Below are 19,041 nucleotides of genomic sequence, written 5' to 3'. Positions count from 1 at the left end.
TCCACTGGAAGACTGTGAAGCATTGGCTAGACCTGGCGACGCTGCCCGTCAGTCCACCCGCGCGCCCGAGGCACGCACCAGCGGCGCCCACTCGTCCATTTCGCGCGCGACATAGGACCGGAAGCGCTCCGGGCTCCAGCCGCGCATGACGGGCAGGCCCATATCCTCCAGTCTCTGGCGAACACCGGTATCGGCGAAGGCGTACTCTACAGCCGCCGCCATCCGTTCCACCACCACACGCGGCGTGCTCGACGGACCGAAGAGGCCGAACCAGGAATAGGCCTTGTAGGGCGGCACCCCGGCCTCCGCCATGGTCGGCACCTCCGGCATCAGGCTCGACCGCTCCTCTCCTGTGACGAACAGGCATCTCGCCGTGCCCGCCCTATGATGCGGCAGCAACAATCCGTACACGTCCTGGACAAACTGGACCTCGCCGGCCACGAGCGCGCTGACGGTTTGCGCGCCGGCCCGGTAGGGCACGTGCTCCACCTGCGCGCCGATCCGGGTAACGAAGTTGGCGCTGGCAAGGTGGCCGGCCGAGCCGACGCCGTTGGAGCCGTACTGATACCGGCCGGGCCTGTTCCGCAGGGCAGCAATCAGGGCCTCCGTCGAGCGTATCTCCCAGCCGGCGGTGGTGACCGCCAGGGCCAGCGGGACGAAGACGCTGGGCGCGATGGGCGCGAGGTCCCGCAGCGGTTCGTAGGGCAGGTGGCGGTACAGGGCGGGTGCCACCGCCGTCGAGGCGAGGGTGGCGTGAACGAAGCTGTGCCCGTCCGTCGCCTTGGCGACGAGATCGGTACCCACGGTGCTGCCGCCACCCACGCGGTTCTCGACCACCAGCGGCTTGCCGAGGAAATCGCTCATTCGCGGGACCATCATCCGCATCACCAGGTCCGTGCTGCCGCCGGCGCCGTATGGCACCACCATGCGCAGCGGCTGGCTGGGCCAGGTTCCCGCTCCGCCGCCCGGCTGCGCACGGGCCAGGATGGGCATCGCCAGCCCAGCCGCGGAGAGGGCGAGCGCCCGCCGCCGTGGCAGGGATCGGGCAGGGATCAGTCGGTCGTCTCGCATACAATCATCGCCTTTGACGTCGGCCGGATAGCCGTGCTGGCGGGTTCTCCCGCTTTGATTGGGCCCGAAACTCTCTTGCCCGGGCAGCGGCGGGCCACCGCTGCCCGGCCGTGAAATCACTCCGCCGCTGCCGACGGTCGCAGGGCGCGCAGCTGCGGAAGGGCGGTGACCAGCGCTTCCCAGGCCTTGCGCACACCCGCGCCGCCACTTCCCTGCGTCGTGACAGCCTCCATCAGCCTCCGCTTGACGAAGTGGCGCCAATGAACCGGGAGACCGGCGAGGATTTCCGTCATGGCCACGTAAGCGGCGGCGTCCCAGACCCGCTCAAATGCCTCGCGCTCGGGGCCGAAACGGAAGTGGGCAGCGGATTGGGAGGGCGCGGCACCGCGCAGCTTTTCGGTGGCCGCCGCGTCCAGAGCACCGTCGCGGATCACCACGCCGTAGTCAGCCTCCGCCGCCTCGGGAGTGACATAATTGCAGACCACGTCGCGCAGCACGCGCTCCGGCTCGCGCGCGAAGGGGTCGCCACGGCCGCCGCCGCCCGGCGAGGTAATGGAGACGAGGTCGCCGGGATTGAGGCCGAAAGTGTCCACGTTGTTCAACACGCGCTCGTCCGCGCGCCCGGGGTTAACCACCATGCGGGAGGGCGCGCCCGGCCCGCCGCCGAGGATGCCCCAGGGCCGGAAGCGGCAGCGGTCCCGGTTGCGGGCGGTGACGCGGGTATCGGGGCCAAGCGCCTCGAAATCCATGCGCGTGGCCAGGCCGCCGCGCCAGCGCCCAGCGCCGCCGGAGCCGGAGGCAAGGCCGTAGTGGCGGAAGCGAATGGGCACCTCCGCCTCGGTGATCTCGATCGGCGTGTTCTTCAGGTAACCCGCATCGGCGCCGGAGCCGTCCGTGCCGTCGGCGTGCGGCATGCCCCCGCCGCCGCCCACCACCGGGTTGATCGCGGCGATCATCGCCCCGCCCGTCCGGTCGTCATGGGTCATCACGTTGACGATGGAGGAGGAACCGGCAGGTGCGGCAGGCATCCGGTCCGGCATCGCCAAGCCGAAGACGCCGAACATCAGACTGCGCAGCCGCGCGCAGGTGAGCGAGCGCATGCCTACCGCGGCAGGCGATCGCGGGTTCACCACCGTGCCCTCGGGCAGGATGCAGGTGAAGGGCCGGGTCAGCCCGTAATTCAGCACGATGTTGGGGTTGAGCGAGTAGAGCACGTAGTAGACGCCCACTAGGAGCAGGGTGTGGCGAGGGTTGCCGCCGGTCGGCAGGTTCATGGAGGCGGTGAGCTGCGGGTCGCTGCCGGTGAAGTCCAGCTCTGCGGCGCCGCCGCGGACTCGCAGCGTGACCGCAAAGCGGACGGGGTGCCCTTCGGGACCGTCCTCGTCGGCATAATCGGAGAAGAAGTAGTCGCCGTCAGGGATGGAGCGCAGGATCTCGCGCGCCTGGTGCTCGGCATAGTCCTGAAGGTCGGCGAAGCCCTGGGTCAGCGTCTCCACGCCGAAGCGAACGATCATCTCGCGCAGCTTGCGTTCCCCGGTGTTCAGGGCGCCGACGAAGGCCTTCAGGTCGCCCAGGTTCTGCTCGGGCTTGCGGACATTCAGCAGCATCACGTCCAGCAATTGCTGGTTCAGCTCGCCGTGCTTGTAGAGGAAGGTAGGCTGGAATCGGATGCCCTCCTGGTGCACCTCCGTCAGCGTGCGCGAGAGGCTGGCCGGCACGGCGCCGCCCATGTCAGTATTGTGGATGTGGCCGGAGACGAAGCAGACCAGCCGGCCCTCGTAAAACACTGGCTTCCACATATGCAGGTCCGGCACGTGGGTTGCGACGTAGCCGGAATAGGGATCGTTCGTCAGAGCGATATCGCCAGGCTCGTAGCCCTTGAGCATCGCAATCGCCGGGCCGTAGTTCAGCCCAGGATACCAGGTGGCGCCGAGATCCATGGGCACTCCCACGGTGTGGCCCTCCGCATCCAGGACCTGGATGGTGAAGTCCTCCGTCTCCTTCACGAAAGTGGAGTGGGCCGTGCGGTACAGCGTAAAGGCTATATTCTCCGCGGCCGCCCGGGTATGATTAGCCAGGATCTGCAGCGTGACCTTGTCGATCGCCATGGGCTTCACTCCGCCTTTAGGTCGAGGATGATGTTGCCCATCGCATCCACCCCGGCGTGAAAGCCGGGTGGGACGCAGACGGTGGTGTCGTCCTGCGCCACGACGCAGGGTCCGGAGAAGCTCTGCCCGACGGCTAGGTCGGCGCGGCGGTAAAGCGGTACCTCGTGCCAGTCACCTTCGAAGAAGACACGAAGCACTCGCTCCGGCGTGGCCTCGCCCTCGCCGCGCGGCGGCGGCTGGATCGCTGGGCGGGGCGGGCTGCCCGCCATCACCAGGCGTAGGTTGACGATCTGCACCGGAGCCTCGCGATCGCAGAAATCGTAGAGCGCCTCGTGGGCCTGATGGAACGCGTCGGCCAGGGCGCCGGTATCGCCGGTGCGCAGGGCGGCTCCGGGCAGCGCCACCTCAATTTCAAAGGACTGGCCATGGTAGCGCATATCGGCGAACCAGCTCGCTTGGGCGGGGCCGTCGAAGCCCTGCTCCTCGCGAAGCCAAGCCACGCCCAGCCGCCCCAGGGCCTCCGCCTCCTGCCGAAGATGTCCAGCCTCCGCCGGCGAGAGAGTGCTGAACAGCGTGCGGATAAAATCGTTCCGCAGGTCTGCGACTAGCCCGCCGAGCGCGCTGACCACGCCGGGACGGGCCGGCACCATGATGCGGCGCATCTCCAGCTCGCGCGCCAGAAAGCAGCCGAGCATGGGCCCGGCACCGCCGAAGGTCAGCAGGGTAAAGTCCCGCGGGTCCACGCCGGAGCGGGCGACGAGCTTGTTGACCTCCACATACATGCTTGAGACCGCGATGCGGATGATCGCCTCCGCGGCCGCCTCCGTTGTGAGGCCCATTGCCCGCGCGACCGTGCCGATTGCCTTGCGCGCGAGCGCCACGTCGGGGCGGAAGGCGCCATAAGCCAGTTCATGCTGGCCCAGGAAGCCGCAGACGGCGAACGCGTCGGTAATAGTCGGCCGCGTGCCACCACGCCCGTAGCAGGCGGGGCCGGGATCAGAACCGGCGCTCTCAGGGCCCACCTTTAGCACGCCGAAGTCATCGACCCAGGCGATGGAGCCACCGCCGTCGCCGATCGAGGTCACGGAGACGGTGGGAATATAGAGCGGTAGGTCGCCGATCTTCTCGCCCAGGCCGAACTGTGGCTGCCCGTCGAGGATCAGAGCCACATCAGCGCTGGTGCCGCCGATGTCGAGGGTGACGACCCGATGCTGATCCGCCTGCCGAGCCAGGAAGGCGGCGCCGATCACTCCCGATGCGGTGCCGGACAGCACCATGCTGACGCAGTTACGCCGCCCCTGAGCCGCCGACATCACGCCGCCATTGGATTTCGTGATCAGCGGCTCCGCGGGCACGCCGCGTGACCGCAGCCCGCTGATCAGGTTGTCCAGGTAGTCGCGCACCTTGGGATGGACGTAGCCGTTGATGAGCGCGGTGGTCGTGCGCTCGTACTCGCGGATCACCGGCCAGACCTCGGTTGAGCGGAATACGAAAAGGTCGGGCGCCTCCTCCGCCGCAAGGGCGGCCGCGCGCACCTCCTGTTCGGCGTTGCGATAGGAGTTCAGGAACGCGATGACGATGCCGTCGACCCCCTTCGCGCGAGCGGCGCGGACGGCCCGGCGCACGCTATCCTCGTCCAACGGGGTTTCAACGGCGCCGTCCGCCAGAACGCGGCCGGTGACGCCGAAGACGCACTCGCGAGAAACCAGCGGCTCGCCCCGGCTCGAGAACAGGCTGTAGGCCTCAGGCATGCGGAGACGGGCCAACTCCACCACGTCCTCGAAGCCTGCGGTGGCCAACATGGCCAGCCGGGCACCCTGGCGCTGGATCACCGTGTTGATGCCCACGGTGGTGCCGTGGACGAAGCTCGTGATCTGGTCAGGCCTAGCGCCGTAACGCTCCTCCAGCAGTTCCAGTCCTCGCAGCAGCTCCGCCCCTGGGGTAGCCGGGGTGGTGAGCACCTTGAGGCTGTGCAGCTCCGCCGTGCTCTCGTTCCACAGGCAAAAATCTATGAAGGTTCCGCCGATATCGACGCCGACGCGAAAGCTCATATCCGTTGGTCCCGATCCGCCCACCGGCGTTGCGCCGCGGCTTGGAAGAGATACGGGTCGTTGCGTTCAGTGATCCACGCCAAACACGTGCAAGCCTCATAACTGTCGGTTATCCTCTCCCGCCATGAACGCCCGTCAGATCGAGATCTTTCATGCCGTGATGCGGATGCGTAGCGTCACTGGCGCCGCAGCATTCCTCGGCATCTCGCAGCCTGCCGTGAGCAAGGCGGTGCGCCTGGCCGAGCGACAGTCCGGATTGCGGTTGTTCCACACCGTCAAGGGGCGGCTCCTGCCGACCCCGGAAGCGCAAAGGTTGCTGCCTGACGCAGAGCGCATCGTGAACGAGGTCTCCGCCTTTTCGCGCCTGACCGGGGAGGTACGATCCGGCGGCGCTGGGCTGGTGCGGATCGCGGCCTCTTCCTCTCTGTCAATCACGCTGGTGCCCAAGGCAGTTGCCACCTTCGAGCGCCAATACCCGATGGTTCGCATGGCCTCGCACCTGCTCCCAGCGCGAGAGACCGCGGATGCAGTCCTGTCCGGCCAAGCCGACCTCGGGCTGTGTCTGTCGCCTGTGCCGAAACCCGGTCTGGCCGTGCGCACCCTGCCGGGGCCGCGGATGATCCTGATCGCTCCAGACGGGCATCCATTGCTGCGCCGACGGTTCGTTCACCCGACCGACATCGCGCCCTACCCTCTCGTCTCTTACGGCTCGGACACCTATTTCGGACAGGCTCTCGATCAGGCTTTCGCGTCGGTCGGGCTGTCGCGCGACGTCGTGCTCCAGATCACCATGAGCATGTCAGCACTCTGCCATGTCCTCGCTGGTGCCGGGGTTGCAATCGTCGATGGCTTTATTCGTCATCTCGGATTGCCAGGGGTGGGCTGGCGACCCTTTCGCCCTTCAATCCTGCTACCTGTCACGTTGATGACACCTGACGGTCGTGCGCTCCCCCAATTAGCGAACGCTTTTGTCCAGACGTTGACAGCAGAGCTCGAGGAGATGGCCGCATGAGGCCGCCTCACTGGCAGCCCTACTGTTCGCGAGGTTGCTACAGGATTTCCGGGTCGGCTGCCGTGCATAGGGCGGGTCGATACGCCTTATAGGAGAGCGCCCAGCCGCCAAGGCCGGGTCAGCCCAGGTTTGATCGAAACTTCCACTCTCGGTCAGGGTGCTTCTAAGGCGCACGATAGGACTAATCAGAAACGATCCTAGCTGACCCATGCCAAGCCGCGACTGACCGTGGAGGGCTTCAAGGGCACGCTCGACCTCCGTCTGGAGATCGCATGGCACCAGCGGATCGACCTCGGGCGTCTCTCGATCTCGAACCGGACCGACCAGCTGGTTGCCGCCATCGAGACTGGAGAAGGGCGATCCCGCTGCAGCGGCGCAGGGACTGGTTTGTCATGGCTAGTCCAGCAGCCCTTCGTGTCCGTCGTAAACGCAGGCCATCTGCTCCGTTAAGGGGGCGCTGTCTCAGCGGACGGCAAGCCAGCCCGGTCTCTGATCAGTGTACGTCTTCCGCCATGTGAGGTGCGGCGAACATCGGTCGTAATCGACGCGTGGAAAACGGTGGCTAGGTCTCCTGGGGTCCAGTGCGGGTTTGGGTTGTTGCGCGATGCGGCGTCTACTGATTCGCGCACCGTGGGCTTGGGGGCGACCCGGCTGGTTCGTGTCCTCAGAGCGGACCTCATCAGTGCCGAAGAGCCGCGGGCAGCTGGGCGGTGGTGGAGCCGGCCGGGCGCGGGTTGAGTTCGAGCCGGCGTGAGTGCAGGCGTGCTTGCGCTCAGGTGGCCGGGGGAGCGAACCTGGCTCTCTCCCCTCGTTGTAACGGTGCAGGTGGCGGCTGATCACGGCGGGGGCGGGCTGCGCATTGGAGAAACTAGTGGGGGAGGGGGCCGGTGTTCCGGCGCCTCAGCCCTGGAGGTGCGTTGGAGGATTGGCTGACCGCGACGTCAGACAGCGAGCGTCGTTTCTCCTACATCCCTGCTGACGAAAAACTCGACATCCTGGAGCCTTTGCTGGTCGGGGGCTGCTGAGGTCTCTGTATGGCGCACGGGTTAGTCGGTTCCTCGTGAAGCAGGCCCTGAGCTCCTGACCTCGATGCGCCGCATCGAGTAGAATACCAATCGCGGACGCCGCCTGGCTCAAGTGGTGCACCAATTCCTGCTTACGCTCCGGCTGAACACGACTCTCGGTTCTGTTGCAGAGTTTGCGCCGACCGACAGCCGGGACCATGGTTCGGCATGGCGGGACGGCGGCGAGTGGGTCAGATCGGGGTGGAGCTGGCCTTCAAGGGGCGGTAGTTTGCGGCCGAGGTGATCCTCCGGGCGGTCCGGTGGTATCTCATGTTCCCGGTCAGCTACCGCGACCTTGAGCTGATGCTGCAGGACCGGGGCGTGAGTGTGGACCACACGACGGTGTTCCGCTGGATCCAGGCCTATGCGCCAGAGCTGGAGAAGCGGGTCCGGCCACACCTGCGCCCGAGCAATGGCTCGTGGCGGGTGGACGAGACCTACATCCGAGTGAAAGGGCGCTGGACATATCTGTACCGCGCGGTCGACAGCCACGGCCAAACGATCGAATTTCTGCTCTCTGCCCGGCGGGACGCATGCGCCGCGAAGCGGTTCTTCCGAAAGGCGCTGCGTCAGCCACACACAGTCAACCCGCACACGCTCACCATGGACAAGAACCCTGCCTTCCGCCTGCGGTGGCGGAGATGAAGGATGATGGCGAACTCTGCCGCTTCTCACGGCTACGGCAACGCAAATACCTGAACAACATCGTCTAGCAGGACCACCGACGCGTCAAACGGCTTGTTAGACCGGGGTTGGGCTTTGCCAGCCTCCAGAAAGCGCGACGAACGCTGGCGGGCTACGAGGCGGTAGCGATGGTCCAGAAGGGGCAAATTCCGAAACTCGGTGGGCGCAACATGCGGGCCCAAGCCGCTTTAATGGCCAATCTGTTCCAGATCGCGGCCTGATCCGCCGCCTCCGTCTTCCATCTGCCGATCACGCGCGCCTTCTCCGCATCTTTGCAACAGAACCATCGCATCCGCTCCTGCCTCCAGGTAGAGCTTGGCGCGCGCGACTGCCCCGTCGATCCTCCCTCTCGCGGCGGCGTCCGTGCGCATCGTGCAAGCATGCGGGAACTGTGGCCGTGGCGCCTGATAACGTGGCCGCGATGATCCGCCCGGATCGGCGGCTGCTTCCCTTTCTTGGCAAGTGCGTCGAAGCGCCGGCGCAGCCCGAGGAACTGGAGGTGGCGGCAGCAAGCCTACACAAGGCGGGCCTAGGGCCTCTGCTGACACCTGTCCCATCCGCGGGACGGTTGTCTTCTTTCCCATCATCGATAATGATGGCTACGCATACGGCCTTGACCGGAGCGAACTTCAACCCTCCCATTGGGCGACGCGGTTTTGACTACTCTCGAGATTTTTGAGGATTGTCTTCCTTCTACCACCCCCTCTTGGAGGGATGGTCAAGCCCTTACTACTTGCAACCCGCTTCCCCAGTGGCCAGAGCTTGCCATCCAGATCACCCATGTCGATGACCGGATGGCCCGCTTGCCACAGGCTCGGTGTGCGGCGGCACTGACGGTTGCCGTTCAATCAGCCATGGCCGGTGGTGGTGGCGCTTTCTCTTTTCAGATGAACCAGAACGCCTCAGCCATCACCAACCTGGACGGGCATGATCTGGACGACGGCATGCAGCCACTGGTCTCAGCCGACCTCATCAGTTCGGACAGTGCAAATGTGCTGGCGGCCACTGATGCTAGGGCAAAGAAGCTTTAATGGCCGTCCCGCCTTCCATTCGCCTCCGCCTTCGCGCCGACCCAATCGGTGTTTCGTCGCAGCAGCCCGTTGCCGGGCAGAGAGTGCGGGTACACATCGATGTCACCGACGAGCTGGGCAAGGCGATCGATACGCGCGATCTGGCGCTGCTGGTGGTGCGGCTGGAATCAAACCACCCTTCCCTCCACACCGCGGTCCCGCAGGCAATTGGCCTGTACTTCGTCGACGTATCGTTGGACGCCACTGGTACCTGGCGCTTTGTGGCGAGCTGCACGCTGCCCCGAAAGGCTCAGGGGGAAATGTCGTTGAATGTGACAAGTACCGCGAGCCTGCCCACGACACCCCTGTCAGACGTGCTGCTCAACACAGACGACATCGTGGTCTTCGAGGAAGGGGCGCTCTCGAGCAACCAGCGTGTTTCGGAGATGCGGGAGACTGAGACGCCGCCGGTTAGCGTTCCGCACGTCATCGCACCTGAGGGCGATGGGAAGCTGCCCGTCGAGACGCGTTACGAACCGACTGAAGTAGCCCGTCAGCAGGTGACAACCCCCTCCGATATAGTCGTCAAGCGGGTTGTTCGGGCTTTACTACCCAACGTCGGCGAGATGGTCGACGTGAGCACCGACATCGAGGGGCGGTTCCTCTCGGGCACTCGCAAGAGCGACGGCTCATTCTGGGTCCATGGCGTCCGCGGGCCATTCCGTGTGCAGGACACATCCGACCCGCTGGCTTTCGACTTGGTAATCTATGGCGGCACGCTCTCCGGCATCATGGCGGCCAAGAGGGCGGCGCTGCGGGGTTGGCGCGTCTGTGTGGTCGAGCCGTCCGCCCATTTAGGCGGGGTCATCTCCGGCGGGCTGGCAGAGACTGATAAAGCTATTCCAGCCTCCATTGACGCCATCTGGGGCGACACGCGGCAGGTCTTCATTGACCTGAACTCTGCGGCCACCGGGCGCGACACGTTCACACCTCGCTACAGCTACGAGCCGCACGTCGCGGAGACCGTGTTCAACCGCACGCTACTCGACACCGGCGCTACGGTGATCCTGAACAGTCCGATCTATAGCGCGCGGCAGCTTGACGTGATCAACGGCCGCGTTCGTGCTATGAGCACCACGGCGGGTTGGGTCCGCGGGCGATATTGGATCGATGCCTCCTATGAAATGGACATGGCCCGGTATGCTGGCGCACCGTATCGTGTCGGGCGCGAAAGTAAGGCCGAGTTCGGGGAGCCGAGCGCTGGGCTTAAGACGGATCGAGCCTTCAAAGACCCGGGGAGCTATCCGGGGCTGACCGGGACCCAGTTGCCCTTCACACCAATCCCGACAGGGGTAATCGGCTCAGCGGACCAAGCAATTCAGCCCTACTCCTTCCGCCACGCACTTACAAATGAGGTAGGCAACACCCTCCGCTTTGTCCGCCCAGCCGGATACCTGACTTCCGACTACGCCGCGCTTAAGGCCATTGTCCTCGCGCGCGGCTTCACGTCCTGGACGCAGGTGATCTTTACAGCAAAGGTCTACAAGGGGCGTGGCAAACACATCATCAACAATGGCACCCTGGTCAGCATCGAGCTACCCGGGCGAAACTGGGATTATCCCACCGCCTCCCGCGAGCGCCGGGCGGAACTCGTGGCAGCCCAGGTGAAATGGCAGCAGGGCTTCTACTACTATCTGCAGAGCGATCTGGACTGTCCGCCCGAAATACAGGCCAGCTTCCAGGACTGGGGTCTGCCGCTTGATGAGCACCAGGACAGCCCATTCGGAAACAACTGGCCGCCGCAGCTCTACATTCGCGAGGCCTGCAGGCTCAACGGTCGCGCCCTCATCACTGAACTGGACGTATGCGGCCTGTCAGGTGGCTCGCCTGCACGTGCGACGTCCATCGCCTTCTGGCGCTACTTCCTGGATTGCCACCCCGTGCAGGTCTACCTTCAAAACGGCTTGATTTTCGGCGAAGGACCGACTCGCGTTCCAAACGCGCCCGTTCCGTATGAGATTCCAGCAGAGGCCCTGATTCCCTCTTCGGGACCGGAAAATCTCCTTGTATCCGTTTGCATCAGCGCGACCCACGTCGCTTGGATGCCAACTCGCATGGAACCTCTGTTCGCCATGTGCGGAGAGGCAGCGGGCGAGATCGCGGCCCAGTGCCTGGCCGCTGGCGACGTTCCCGTTTCGCACTACAACTACGCTCGGCTCGCAACGGCTCTCACCGAGCGCGGCTCCAAACTCAGACTCCCGGGATAAAGAATACGAATGGTGTTTAATGCCACGGTGCGCGGAACCGGCATCATCCAGAGTGATATGGCAGTGCCGTTGATCACCGAGGACAAGGAGGCGGCGATTCTCGACATCCCGAGTCTAGTAGCTTGGGGTCGCGGCAATCAGGTCATGTTCCGGGGCATCATCACGGGCAGTACGCAGCCTTTCGCCTGGGTGGATGTGAAGAAGCGCATGCCCATGGGTCTCGCGGTAGCGGGGCAAACGCCCAAACCGATGCGAGAGGGCAACAAGTCCTACCTGGCGTTCGGTTACGGCAACGGCTTCGTAGGCAATCCCCTGTCACATGGCGCAAACGGCAGCCTTATGTCCCCGGACGGGGAGCCGCTGTTCAGCGGTAACAGTCTGTCAGTTTTCATTGTCTCGCGCGTGCCTGTGATGGACAGGATCGAAGGCGCCAATCCCGGCGGCTTCCTCATCGGTGGCAAGGCGACCCACTCGGCCACCCACAATCCCTCAACGCAAATTCGACAGTGGGGCCTCTGCATTGGACGGGGAACCGGCCTAGGACGCGCGCGGATGCTCGCGCGGGGCGATGTCAGCGACGCGCCCACTACGGAAGCGACCATCGACGATCGGGATGGCACTTGGCACGCATATGGCGGCATCATCGACGACAAGGCTAAGGCTGTCTCCCTGCTGCGAGACGAGCAGGTAGCTGGCACTGGCACTCTGGGAACGCAAACCATCAGCACGGTCGCGGGAGCGCGCGAGCTTCGCCTCGGCGCAACCGGCGCTCCAGGGTCTCCTCCGGATTTCACCTTTATGGGCGATATTCTATGCTGGGCGCTGTTCGGCACGGCTATTGCCGGCGAAGATCTCGAGACGGTCAACACGTGGACCGCGTGGGCTAAGACGTTATAATGGCGGATAGCGCTACAGGCTTAGGGCCTGTTCTTCAAGGACCTACAATGATCATCACGTCTGCCGGGCTCAAGATCGACATTGGACATCCGCTCGTAACGCCTGAGATGGCCGATTCCTTCCGGAAGGAGCGTTTCGAGAACCACGAGGCCCGGATCACGCGCCACGTGCTTCATCCTGGCGACAGGGTCATCGAGATGGGAACCTGCACTGGCTTTGTCGCCATGGTGGCTGCGTCGATCGTGGGAGCGGAAAATATCATGAGCTTTGAAGCAAATCCTGTGGCGGCAGGATTGGCCAGGCATCATTTTGAACTGAACGGCCTTGATATCAAGCTCACGAACAAAGTGCTCCTTCCCCGGTCTATGGTGTCTCCCGACATTAAAACAGTTCCATTCTACGTTGGCGATCATCTAAACAATAACAGCTTAAAGAAGAAGCGTGGCGAAGCAATCGAAGTTGAAATTCAGATCCTAGAGGACGTTGTGGCTGAATTTCAGGCAAATGTCTTGGTCATGGATGTGGAAGGCGCCGAAATAGACATCCTAAACAATGCGGATCTGTCCGGCATTGATCACGTCCTCATGGAAACCCATTACCGAAAGATGGGTAGAGACAAGACCGACGGAATGATCCGCAATCTGTACACAAAGGGCTTCTGTATCGATTTGCAGACATGTCAGGCTGGTGTAATTCACGTCGATCGACTTGGGAAGTCGCGCCAGAAGCTATGATATGGCTGCGCGCATCGGTTCAGCTACGCAGACCTATTCTGTAAGCTCGTGCCTTATATCTCCATCTTCGGAGGGGCGAATTGGTCATACCAGGCCGCCCGCCCCAACGATGGCGGCGCCGTAGTCGAGGACGAGCCGTCGCATGTCGATGAACTGCGCGGAGCTGGCGCGGGCAACTTGTTCACGGGTGCGATGGATGTACGGGCGCCGGAGCAGGGTATTCCGAAGGCTAAGCCAGTGGACGAGAGGCAGCTAGCCCTGCCCTGCTGATCCGCCCTTTTCACGCCGTGCCGGCAGCAACTGTGAACCGAAACAGGCCTATCTCTTATGGCACACAACTGGAGCCGGGAGATCAAGCGTTGAAGGATGCTCGCGAGCCCGCTCAAGGACTTCCCGGACTACATGCTGCACATCGTTTGCGGCAGTTCGGCCTGTGGCGGTAAGCGGATTCTGCGGATCAGCGACCTCATTTCACGGCGGGGTGTTCCGGGTCGATGCAGTGCTGCCAAAGCTGCGATGCAACACCTGCAAGGAACCGCCCATCAGGGTCTCCATGCGTCGGCCCGCTCTGGACAGGCAGATTATGCCGGCAGATCGCTGGCTTACTCAGACAGGCTAGGAGATCGGACAGCGGCAAGCAGTGTCCAGCCAGGTCTCCTGCTCCGGGAGGTGAGGCGGCGGGTACTCAGGATCGGAACTGCGCGAGTTATTTGGCGCGAATGCAACTTTAGATAAATTTTTACCAGCACTGCACTGAGTTGTGGATTAATGCGTGAAGGAACGGGGAATGTTGCGTGTCGAAGACCGATGACGCTACCGGGAAAGCTGCGCGTATCTCGGAGGCGGTTGGGCGGGCCTATCGCACTGCGGGCGGACACGGGGCTGACGAGGATGGTCGACTCAGCGCTGGAATTGAGGCTTTCCTAGATGCCGGCGGCATGGACGCCGCGCCACGCGAAGCAGTCGAAGCCATCATCCGCGACCTTATGCGTAACCGCCGCGACTGGCTTTTCGAGCCTGCCGCGAGGTGGGCGCTCCGCCAGCACCGCCGATACCAAGACGGCCGCCTGCGCTGGCGTCGCCCATTCCGGTAAGAGACCTCGAGGGCGCGGGTGCCGCGCGGAAAGGGAAAGGATAGGCACATAGCGCCCGGGCACCTCGGCTGCGCCTACTGCCGAAAGCGTTCCCGCAACTGGCTCGACGGCTACGGCCTGGAGGGCCTGGGGCGGTTCTGCTCTGTCCTGCATGCGGCGGCGTGAGGGCAAGGCGAGCTAAGCGACCGCTGGCGGCAGCGGTCGCTCGCATCGCCGAGTTTAGCTAGGCGGCCTTCCGCTTCCGGATCTGGGTTCCGGCTAAGCCGAGCAACCCGGCGCCAAGAAGAGCCATGGTGGCCGGCTCGGGTACAGGAGTGACAGAACTCACAATGCCGCCGAAGCGGCATTCGCCCGGGTCGTAGCAGGCACCAATGCCCTCAGCCGAAGAAGTCCCCTCAAACGTGGACCCGGAGAAGCCAGCTTCGAAATATACCTCCGTCGTGCGACCGTCCCCGTGATGATACATCACGTCCCCAACGGGCAGTTGTCCGGGATCGGACCGCAGGCGCAGCGAAGCCCGGTACAGCTCGTTGGTCGCAAATGACCCCTTGAACTCCCTAGAATCGCCACCGTAACTAAACCGATTGATGTGAGTGACGCCGTCTTGGGTGTAGCTGTTACTGTAAAACATTTTGAAAGAGAAGCCGAGTAGGACAGCATCTGTCGCTGCGCCGGTTCTTGTCTGGATGTAGCTGTGCTTTTCTTCGTCCCAAAAGTACTCTGACAGGTTGTAAGAAATGTTCAGCCCCTGCGCCTTCCAGAGATGCGTGCGGAGCGTCAGGCTACCCTCGAAGGTTATGAGCTTTGTTGGCTCATCGATAGACGAGTAGGTCTGGCTATACTTGACTATGGTGTTGTAGCCGATCGGGCCGGCTTGAGCCGCTGCTCCGAGGCCAAGCGTCATGGCAATAGCTGCCAGGATGGTCTTAACGCGCACGAACTTCGTCTCCCCCACGAGTAAGGGTGATCGTTGAGCAAGCTGTGTGCCGCACCGTACAATATTGTTCCAACACGGATTTGAGTCAGCGCCCGCACACTATGTAAGAAGTACTGACGTTACCCCGGTGGGTGATAGATGAGGGGCCTGCCTTAGCTCCGGTATTTAGTCGTGCTCGTCCCGGAGGCGGATCCTCCTCACCTCTTCAGCGTCGGCACCATATACAGCGCCGGCCCGGTTAGCTGCCGGCCTCGTTTGCTTTGGCAGGTCCTGCTTCTTCCGACTAGGCGGGGTGGACAAAGGTGCTTCATGCCCGGGAGCTGAGATGATTTAAGGCTGCCTTCTAGGTGGAGGCGGTGGTGCTGCGGGGCTTGCTGACGAACGAGGAGTGGGCGTTCTTCGAGCCCTTCGTGGTCGAGACCGGCCCGTTCCGCGGTCGCCCGCCTGGCGGGCACCGCCGGGTGCTGGATGCCGTCTTCTGGGTGGCGCGCACCGGCATTCCTTGGCGAGACCTGCCGCCTGAGTTGGGCAGCTGGAACTCCGTCCACCGGCAGTATCGGCGCTGGACCACGTCGGGCCTGTGGGACGTGTTGCTGCACGCTCTGGCCGATGGTGGCGGCGATGCGGATGTCCTGCAAATGATCGACAGCACCATCGTGCGCGCCCACCACTGCGCGGCGGGCGCAAAAGGGGGACTAATCGCAAGGGTCTCGGGCGCTCGCGCGGTGGCTTTTCGACCAAGATCCACCTTCGCACCAACGCTTATGGCCTGCCGATTGGCCTGATGCTGACGCCAGGCGAGGTGCACGACAGCACTGCCTATGCCGGGCTGATGGACGAACGCGACAGCGACCCCGGCATCCTGCTTGCCGACCGCGGCTACGACAGCGATGCCATCCGCCAGGACGTCCGCGACCGTGGTGGCCAGCCGGAGATCCCCACCAAGCGAAACCGCTGGGTCCAGCACAGCATCCAGCGGCCGATCTACGCCCTGCGCAACCGCGTCGAGCGCTGCATCAACCGCCTGAAGAACTGCCGCCGCATCGCCACCCGATACGACCACACCGCCAGCAGCTTCCTCGGCTTCGTCCAACTCGCCGCAATCAGGCTATGGATCGGCTTTGTCGACGCTGCCTAGTGGTCTGCCGAACTCGGTGATGAACGCCCAGGCGGGCACCGCGCGCACCCTGGCCCATTGCGGGATCGGCACCCTTCCGGTCCTCCCCGACGTGCCGGCAGTTGCCGACACCCTGCCGAGCTTCGAGACCTACGAGTGGAACGGCGTCTTCGCCCCAGCTGGCACGCCCGCTGGGGCGATTAGGTGGGTCAACGAGGCCTTGTCTGCCGCGGTCGACGAGCCCGGCGTGCAGGAGCGGCTGACCCAACTTGGTGTCTCGGCACGACCGAACACCGTCGCGGAGTTCACGGCGTTCCGGGATGCCCAGATCGCTCTTAGCGCCCGTGTGGTCAGGGAAGCGGGTATCCGACTCGAGTAAGCCGCTCATGGATGGCCAAGAGTGCTGATGACGTCAGTGTCGGGTACGCTCTCGCTCATGATGCGATGCTCCAGGCCGAACGGAGGGCCTGACGATCGAACGGGCGGACGAACTGTGATGGGATGGATGCGCTTAATTTCCATAAAGTCACGAGCCGGTCGACCGGCAGGTGCAGCCTGGAGAGTCGACACATCAGCGCCATGACACAGGGTCAGTTGCGTAAAGGATCAGGCCCTCCGAACCACGACCCTACACTCACGGTTGCGCAAAATCATTGTGAGGTCGTGGATCGGTTTTTGACGTTATAGTCAGGCACCAGCGACGGCGTCGGGCATACCGATGACGTTGAAGGAGTTGAGGATGGCGGAGCGGATTTGCACTTAGGCGACCTGACCGGCGGGGGGGGCGCGGGCTGAGAGGCGCTCACCGAAGTGCTTGGAACGCGACACGGCCATCTCGGCGAGGCTGCGTGGGTGGGGCAGCCGCTCCTGGTCGTCCAAAGCCGTCGGCCGAGACACTTAATAGCACGTAGGTTCTCGTTGCGAGCCTCGACGCCGGTCATCCTCACCATCTATGGCTTGCCGTAGCGTCGCGGTGGCACGACCAGGGTTATAACCCTCCGGCGAGAATGCGTATCTCCTTTGAAGCGCTACAACTACAAATTATGTAGTGGAGCCTCGTCTGCACTGACTAACCTAGATCATACGATCTGATTGCAGCAGAATCCCAAAGCTCTCTGCCTCGCTCAGATGTGTGGCTAGGGCTGGCTGATTCGGCCCGGTTCCCTGTTCGGGTGAAGGCCGCTACCGCTCGCCCGACAGTCGACCGGCGACCATCTCGAATACGCGAGTGTCGCGAATATAGGGCAGCGCCTTTCCGGAGCGGAGCTCAGGAGCTACGTCGGTGGGATATGATTGGGCCCACATTGAAGAACGGTGACCCCGTCACGCCGAGGAGCGACCCCATTCGGGCGCTCGGGAACTTGACCCGAGGGCCTCTGCTGACCACGGTCAAGCAGCCCGAGAACTTGCGAGCAACCCGGACCATGGATAGGGAAGCTCGGAGTTCATCGCCGATGAATGGGCGTAAGGCGACGACAGAACGCCAGTGACAGCTAACCAGTGCCGTGCTGCCCGCGAGTTGCTGGGTTGGACCGAGGCGGCTCTCGCCCGCCGGGCCAAGCTTGGAGTGGGTACTGTGGTGTATTTCGAAAGCGGCCGAGGCCGTCCGTGGCGTTCCACAGTAGCTGCCCTCCGGACAACCGTAGAGGCTGCTGGCGTCGAACTCCTGGGAGAAGCGGAAGGCGGGCCGGTCGTGCGGCTGCGGACGACCTGACAGACAAAGGGGCGGGACCTTTCGGCCCCGCCCCTTCCAGTTCTTTAGCGAGAGGTCGTGCTGCTTAGCGCAGGACGATCTCGACGCGACGGTTCTGCGGCTCGCGCACGCCATCGGCCGTCGGGACCAGCGGACGGCTCTCGCCGAAGGCCTGGATCGACATCTGGCCGCGCGAGATGCCGCGGCGGGCGAGCTCAGCGGCAACCGCCTCGGCGCGACGCTGCGACAGGCGCTGGTTGTACTGCGGCGTGCCCGAGCGGTCGGCATGGCCAGCCACCTCGATGCGCGTCGTGCCGGTGGAGTTCACCGCCTGGGCGGCCTCGGCGATGATCTGGCGGGCGCGGTCCGTCAGGTCAGCGCGGTCGAAGTCGAAGAACACCAGGTAGGTGCGGGCCGGAGCCGGCTGAGCGGCAGGTGCCGGAGCGTAGGCGGCGACGGGCGCCGGGCGCGGCTGGCCGAAGGCGTAGCGAACGCCGAGCATCACGGAATGGTTGTAGTTCTCGACCTCGGTGCGGGTGGCGGAGGCGACGCCGCCGGCCGGGGTGAAGCGGGAGGCGATCCGCGGCTCGGTCGTGCCAAGGAAGCGGTACTCGGCCGTTAGGCTCAGGCCGGGCACGGCGGCAATCGGCAGGGCTGCGCCCGCAATGCCCTGATAGGCGAAGTTGCCATCCGTCCCGAACAGGTCCAGCCGGGTGGCGCCAGCGCCCGCACCCTGGACGCGAACGCCCTGGTAGTTGGTCCAGACATAACCGGCGCCCGCGCCGAGATAGGGCTGCACGGGGAAGCCGGGGATGACGAAGTCGTAGAAGACGTTGCCCATCACGCCGTAGTTGAGCACGTGGCCGCCGGTGTTCAGCGGACGGCTCAGCCCGCCGAAGCCGGACGCACCGTCGACGTTGTTGCGGCGGAAGTTACCCTCGACCTCGGCGCGGAAGCCGTTGCCGAAGCCCCAGCCGATGCTGGCCAGGCCAACGAAGCCGGTGTCGAAGCGCAGTTCACCGCCGCGGCCGAGGCCGGCACGCGCCGCGGCGCTGCCCTGGTCGAGTTCGGAGTCCATCAGCCAGTTCGCACCGGCGCCGCCCGCGATGTAGAGGCCGGTCACCGGCTGGAACGGCGTCTGTGCTATGGCCGTGGCCGGCAGCGCGAGAATGGTGGCGCCCAGGAGGGCCTTGCGGAGCGACATCGAATTCCTGTCCTTAGTTGAGTTGGAGAGCTTTCACTGCAGCAAGCGCCAACACGGTTACCGGGTTAGAACGGCCCCCTGCGCGAGGCGCAGGGGGC

At 64.2% G+C, this 19,041-nt stretch carries 12 protein-coding genes and 1 pseudogene; 8 read left to right on the top strand and 5 right to left on the bottom strand.

The genetic code is table 11. From position 1 onward, the window contains the following. Nucleotides 1-48 precede the first annotated feature (48 nt). From ACVBD7_RS24395 to ACVBD7_RS24385, 3 genes are all read right to left on the bottom strand, one after another. Nucleotides 49-1,071, bottom strand: coding sequence for a Bug family tripartite tricarboxylate transporter substrate binding protein (locus ACVBD7_RS24395; protein WP_458098088.1), 1,023 nt, complete (start codon nucleotides 1,069-1,071; stop codon nucleotides 49-51). Nucleotides 1,072-1,187: 116 nt separating this feature from the next. Then, on the bottom strand, nucleotides 1,188-3,179 hold the full coding sequence (locus ACVBD7_RS24390) for a hydantoinase B/oxoprolinase family protein (RefSeq protein WP_458098087.1): 1,992 nt from the start codon (nucleotides 3,177-3,179) through the stop codon (nucleotides 1,188-1,190). A 5-nt stretch (nucleotides 3,180-3,184) separates the two neighbouring features. After that, nucleotides 3,185-5,230, bottom strand: a complete 2,046-nt coding sequence (locus tag ACVBD7_RS24385; RefSeq protein ID WP_458098086.1) for a hydantoinase/oxoprolinase family protein — start codon at nucleotides 5,228-5,230, stop codon at nucleotides 3,185-3,187. 124 nt (nucleotides 5,231-5,354) lie between these two features. Between ACVBD7_RS24385 and ACVBD7_RS24380 the strand changes: the two genes are divergently transcribed. From ACVBD7_RS24380 to ACVBD7_RS24355, 6 genes and pseudogenes are all read left to right on the top strand, one after another. Continuing rightward, nucleotides 5,355-6,242, top strand: coding sequence for a LysR family transcriptional regulator (locus ACVBD7_RS24380; protein WP_458098085.1), 888 nt, complete (start codon nucleotides 5,355-5,357; stop codon nucleotides 6,240-6,242). Nucleotides 6,243-7,546: 1,304 nt separating this feature from the next. Continuing rightward, nucleotides 7,547-8,211, top strand: a pseudogene (locus tag ACVBD7_RS24375) (IS6 family transposase). Between the two features lie 420 nt (nucleotides 8,212-8,631). Beyond that, entirely contained in the window at nucleotides 8,632-9,021 is a 390-nt protein-coding gene (locus ACVBD7_RS24370) for a hypothetical protein (RefSeq protein ID WP_458098084.1), read from the top strand. Next, entirely contained in the window at nucleotides 9,021-11,267 is a 2,247-nt protein-coding gene (locus ACVBD7_RS24365) for an FAD-dependent oxidoreductase (protein WP_458098083.1), read from the top strand. The genes ACVBD7_RS24370 and ACVBD7_RS24365 overlap by 1 nt, the downstream gene beginning before the upstream one ends. Before the next feature lie 9 nt (nucleotides 11,268-11,276). Beyond that, nucleotides 11,277-12,164, top strand: coding sequence for a hypothetical protein (locus ACVBD7_RS24360; RefSeq protein WP_458098082.1), 888 nt, complete (start codon nucleotides 11,277-11,279; stop codon nucleotides 12,162-12,164). A 47-nt stretch (nucleotides 12,165-12,211) separates the two neighbouring features. Next, nucleotides 12,212-12,898, top strand: a complete 687-nt coding sequence (locus ACVBD7_RS24355; RefSeq protein ID WP_458098081.1) for an FkbM family methyltransferase — start codon at nucleotides 12,212-12,214, stop codon at nucleotides 12,896-12,898. A 1,317-nt stretch (nucleotides 12,899-14,215) separates the two neighbouring features. Here ACVBD7_RS24355 and ACVBD7_RS24350 read toward each other — a convergent pair. Next, nucleotides 14,216-14,929 carry a PEP-CTERM sorting domain-containing protein gene (locus tag ACVBD7_RS24350; protein WP_458098080.1) on the bottom strand — a complete coding sequence of 238 codons (714 nt, stop codon included), beginning with the start codon at nucleotides 14,927-14,929 and terminating at the stop codon, nucleotides 14,216-14,218. Nucleotides 14,930-15,276: 347 nt separating this feature from the next. Here ACVBD7_RS24350 and ACVBD7_RS24345 point away from each other — a divergent pair. Continuing rightward, nucleotides 15,277-16,067 (top strand): IS5 family transposase gene (locus ACVBD7_RS24345; RefSeq protein ID WP_458098079.1). Its coding sequence is split into 2 segments (ribosomal slippage): nucleotides 15,277-15,613 and nucleotides 15,613-16,067, totalling 792 coding nucleotides; the frame shifts between segments, so codons are not numbered across the junction. Nucleotides 16,068-16,083: 16 nt separating this feature from the next. Next, a complete protein-coding gene (locus ACVBD7_RS24340; protein ID WP_458098373.1) occupies nucleotides 16,084-16,425 on the top strand; it encodes a tripartite tricarboxylate transporter substrate-binding protein in 342 nt (113 codons plus the stop codon). 1,399 nt (nucleotides 16,426-17,824) lie between these two features. Here ACVBD7_RS24340 and ACVBD7_RS24335 read toward each other — a convergent pair. Then, nucleotides 17,825-18,943: an OmpA family protein gene (locus ACVBD7_RS24335; protein WP_458098078.1), complete on the bottom strand. Its 1,119-nt coding sequence runs from the start codon at nucleotides 18,941-18,943 to the stop codon at nucleotides 17,825-17,827. Nucleotides 18,944-19,041: the final 98 nt, after the last annotated feature.

This window comes from Roseomonas sp. WA12 (assembly GCF_054165765.1).
Note: the sequence above shows the minus strand (reverse complement) of the source record. Positions and strands in the feature narration are given on the sequence as shown.